At 39.9% G+C, this 4462-nt stretch carries 5 protein-coding genes; 2 read left to right on the top strand and 3 right to left on the bottom strand.

What is annotated here, in order from left to right; genetic code table 11:
• Both ACILQF_RS10925 and ACILQF_RS10920 read left to right on the top strand, forming a co-directional pair.
• Window positions 1-527: sugar transferase (locus ACILQF_RS10925; RefSeq protein WP_395627443.1), on the top strand; the 527-nt coding region annotated here is incomplete at its 5' end.
• Window positions 517-2178 carry a capsule assembly Wzi family protein gene (locus tag ACILQF_RS10920; RefSeq protein WP_395627442.1) on the top strand — a complete coding sequence of 554 codons (1662 nt, stop codon included), beginning with the start codon at window positions 517-519 and terminating at the stop codon, window positions 2176-2178. The genes ACILQF_RS10925 and ACILQF_RS10920, both read left to right, overlap by 11 nt.
• A 207-nt stretch (window positions 2179-2385) precedes the next feature.
• On the opposite strand, the gene ACILQF_RS10915 is transcribed toward ACILQF_RS10920, so the two are convergent.
• From ACILQF_RS10915 to ACILQF_RS10905, 3 genes are read right to left on the bottom strand one after another with little or no spacing between them, the layout of a single operon-like run.
• Entirely contained in the window at window positions 2386-3333 is a 948-nt protein-coding gene (locus tag ACILQF_RS10915; RefSeq protein WP_395627441.1) for a HipA domain-containing protein, read from the bottom strand.
• The gene (locus tag ACILQF_RS10910; protein ID WP_395627440.1) at window positions 3326-3658 is read right to left on the bottom strand and encodes a HipA N-terminal domain-containing protein; all 333 of its coding nucleotides are present in this window, start codon (window positions 3656-3658) and stop codon (window positions 3326-3328) included. The genes ACILQF_RS10915 and ACILQF_RS10910 overlap by 8 nt, the downstream gene beginning before the upstream one ends.
• Window positions 3645-3881 (bottom strand): helix-turn-helix domain-containing protein, encoded by a 237-nt coding sequence (locus tag ACILQF_RS10905; protein ID WP_395627439.1) that lies wholly within the window; start codon window positions 3879-3881, stop codon window positions 3645-3647. The genes ACILQF_RS10910 and ACILQF_RS10905 overlap by 14 nt, the downstream gene beginning before the upstream one ends.
• Window positions 3882-4462: the final 581 nt, after the last annotated feature.

The following is a 4462-nucleotide window of genomic DNA, read 5'->3' as shown; positions in this document are numbered from 1 at the left end:
TTATTGCTATTTTAATTAAAATAAGCTCCAAGGGGCCGATTTATTTTAAACAGGAACGCTGGGGCTTAAACAATAATAAAATTATTTGCTATAAATTTAGAACGATGTACAATGGGAGTCCGGAAATGGATCAAAACGGCGCCTTCCTGCAAGCAACTAAAAACGATAGCCGCATTACGCCACTAGGAAGAATACTGCGAAAATATAACATCGATGAATTCCCTCAATTCTGGAATGTGCTGAAAGGAAACATGTCGATTGTTGGTCCCAGGCCTCACGTTACCCCCCTAAACCTGGCCTCTGCAGAGTATATTGATAAATATTTGTTGAGGCATCTTGTTCAACCCGGAATTACAGGCTGGGCACAGGTAAACGGCTGCAGGGGCGAAACAAGCAAACCAGGAGCCATGCAAAGAAGGGTAAATTATGACCTTTATTATATCCATAAATGGACCTTCTGGCTGGATTGCCAAATTATTATTCAAACCATCATCAATCTCATTAAAGGAGACGACAATGCCTATTAAAATACATAGTTCTCTATTTGGAATTGCTAAAATAGCGGTATTCCTCTTGCTTTGTTTCCCAGCCTATCGCGCAAACGCTCAGGTAGTATGGCAAGACCCAAATGCAGAAATCTATCATTTTTTGAGTCGCCAGGCCTCCAAAGGCACCATTGAATTTGACGACCTCATCAAACCCGTACCCAGAAAAGAAATTGCCTTAAAACTCACAGAGCTTAAAGAAAAAGAGTCCCAATTAAGCACAACAGAGCGCAAAGAACTAAACTTTTACCTCAAAGAGTTTTCCGAATTTAAGGAAAGCGTAAAAGACACGCTCCTGATTGCCAAAAGAGATGAATATTCACGATGGAGGACCTTATCTGTCCGGGAGAAAGGATTTTTACTAAATGCAGAGCCAATTTTTAGCGCGGGAATACGAAAAGGCAAAAACACTTCGGTCTCCGAATGGGGCAATGGTCTCGCTTTTTGGGGCCATGCGGGGAAAAATGTATCCTTTCAAGCCTATTTTGAGGATATTACCGAATCGGGGACAGGCATAGATAGCATTCGGAAGTTTAGCGCCCGAGAGGGAATCATCCGAACCGTTACCCTGAACCAAAGCTCCATTAATTACAGCCGCTTTAAAGGAAACCTAAGCTATGCCTGGGGAAATGGATCCTTCAGCATTGGTAACAGCCAAATTTTATGGGGATATGGTGAAAACAGTCGCATGGTTCTCTCCGAAAAAGTACCGGCTTATCCTAACATCCGATTGGATTATCGCCCAGTAAAGTGGCTGCAATTTAATTATACGCATGGCTGGCTGCACTCCGGATTAATTGATTCTGCGCGCACCTATCCAAAAGGAAATACCGTGTACGGAACGGATCGTGAGTTCTACATCCAGAAGTTTTTTGCAAGCCATAGCTTAAATTTTTATCCGCTAAAAGGCCTATCATTCAGTTTAGGCGAATCGATGGTATATAGCGACCGACTAAAGTTTGCCTACCTACTGCCAATCATGTTTTTCAAGGCTTATGATCAGCATGATAGCAAATACAATGTACCGTCGGGCTCTAACGGACAGTTTTTCTTGCAGGCAAGCTCCCGCAATCATATTCCTAAAACGCACCTTCATGCCACTCTTTTCATCGATGAGATCAGGATGACGAAAATATTTAACAAGGCAGAAAGCCGCAATCAAATTGGAGTCAATTTGGGCGCTTCGATCACGGATGTGATATTGCCCTACCTCACCTTAGGCATGGAATATACCCGACTCAATCCTTTTGTGTACCAAAATCTCATTCCCGCACAAAATTACTCGAGCCATAATTATTCCCTTGGCGATTGGATTGGTCAGAATGCAGACAGATTTACCTATTGGGTAAAATACAATCCGGCAGCGCGCTTAAGCATGAAAATTCAATTGGAGCAGTTGAGAAAAGGACAAGACGGCACGCTCAATGATCAATATTTTGCAGTGCCACAGCCAGGTTTTTTAAGTTCGGGACATGAAAGTCAGAAGCAAATACTCTTGGAAGCACGCTACCAACTCTTAAACCAATTATCCATCAGGGGATCCTACTATAAACAAAGCGGCATGATTCGTCCCGCATTGCAAAAGGATGTGGTGCCTGAGGAGTTCAGATTTGGTATAGCCTACGGACTTTAAGGAAAAACAAGCATTACTTGATCGAACAAGCAATGGCGAATGCTCCGCAGGAAGCTTAATTTCTTGATAATCAATAATTCCTATCCGGTTAAAATAAAATTTTTGTAAAAAAGGCATTTATGCTAAGAGCGGGAGACGTCTGTCTTGTCCTGGAATACCTATAAACAAAGCAAGTCTTGATTCAATTTTGAGCTTAATTTAAAATGATTATTGTAGTGATTTAAATTGATTCTCCATAATTTTCCAGTATTTCTCGCGACTATCTTCTGATAAAAATGACAAATCAATTAATGATTTGGCTATTGATTTATTCTTTTCAAATCGGTTAAAAACACCTTGAATTTGTTTGTTATTCAATCCAAGATGGGCTCCAAATCGTTCAAAATGGAGACGGGTAAATTTTCTTTTCTTCCCCTCCATACTTAGTGCCAATTCTTCTTTGTCTTTTGAATTCGCCAAATTCACATTAAGCAAATCATAGGCAGGAGACAGTGACCATTTGCCATCTTTTTCTATCATTGAAAAGTTTTTCAAGTGCATATCGTTATTGCCAGTCAAAAAGCAAAAAACAGTCAATTCAAAATATTTTAACTGATCCAGTAGGGTATCTGCTGAAAACGTTCGCAAGGCCTTAGCTACACGCTCCATAGTGCTCTTGTATTTGTCTACAGCCTCAGTAATTTGAAACATATCGAGCATATGGATTTTTTGACCATTCAAGGTTCTGTCAATTCTCTTGGTGATGTATGCCAATTCACCTGATTGAAGCCTAATCAAACTTGAAGGAACCGTTTGAATACCAAATGCCTCCGCAATCTTCATCGTTAGATGTTCGTTTTCTGGCATTTCAGGATAGGTGTTTGAAGGTGGTTTGAAAATATAATTTCCACCCAAGGCTCCCACCACGGTAAGTCTCGTGACATTTTTTCGGTTTAACACCTCATCAATTAACGAAAGGGAAAGTTTGGCTTGTACTCCAGGAACTGCGATACGATGGGTGACCACTTCTTTGGCCAACTCATTCATTTCGCTTAAAGAGTATTTTAAAGATGGAGGTGTATTACTTCCAAAAAAAGCCAAACTACATTTAGGGTGGTAGTCGAATTGCTCCAAATCTGCCATTTCACCATAGCAGTATAAACATTTCTTATTCATTTGCTTGATTTAATGGTTTTATGCTGACTGCTCCGATGCAGTTTTGGCAACAGGCTAGTAATAATCCCATTCGATCATTTGGATGGATTTTGTGATGTGTTTTAGCAACGTCTAAAAGCCAGCCCTCAGGAATTAGTCCTTCAAAAAAGGAAAATAAATGTTTGTCGTGATAAGGATATTTGGTTACGGGCATGGTGAAGGTTAAAAACTGATTGGGCTTATCAATTACGTATTGTTCGTCATATTGAAAAATAAAATGTCCTTCATTTGTTTCTGTTAAAATACCAGCCAGTAGGTCTTGATAGAATATTTCAGCTGTTCTCATTATCTAAGCTTTGATTTATTTCAATTTCTTTGTTGTCTGCGGGAGCAAGGGAATGACCGAACATGGAAAGCACGTGGTTTACTTTTTCTAAATTTAAATTCTCCTTGCCTTGTTCAATTTTTCGGACTACTGTGAGCGCAACACCAGCTTTTTCTGCAAACTCTGATTGTGTGAGTCCGGCGAGTTTTCGTTTTTCTTTGAGAAAGGTCTTTAGCGATTTCATTATATGCTTTTGCAGTTATTGTATGCAAATATAGCAAAATGTATGTAAATACATATAAAAATGGTAATAAAGTTTAATTATATGTTAAAGCATATAATAAATTGTTTTCGTAGTCGCAAATATTCGATGGCTTTTTTTTCATCGGTCTTTTTTTTGTGAATATTACAGCTTTATTAGTTTGTCTCGTCCTAAAATTGTAAACCCAATTCAGGACAAGACACCCAGTTCATTTGACAGCAGATATTAAAATCTGCAAAACGCACAAAAATAATCTCCCGCAGATTAACGCCGATCAGCGCAGAAACAATCTGCGGAATCCTGCGACATCTGCGGGAAACAAAAATTATCCGTTCACAGACCCTTCCCTACCTTTCTTCCGCCTCGGCTGGTGCGGCAATCACTTGACAGTTTTTTTAAAAAATGCTATAAAACCCAAATAATATTATTTAGCAGAATCCCCTAGCACAGTCCTTCCCCTACCTTTCTTCCGCCTCGGCTGGTGCGGCAATGACAACCCTAGCCCTCGCAGAACCTTTCATAGCATCAGACGCAGCGGTGGCGTTTTCGTTCTTTTTTGCTAC

Origin of the sequence: Daejeonella sp. (assembly GCF_044232565.1) — a bacterium.
In the GTDB taxonomy this organism is placed as follows: domain Bacteria; phylum Bacteroidota; class Bacteroidia; order Sphingobacteriales; family Sphingobacteriaceae; genus Daejeonella.
Note: the sequence above shows the minus strand (reverse complement) of the source record. Positions and strands in the feature narration are given on the sequence as shown.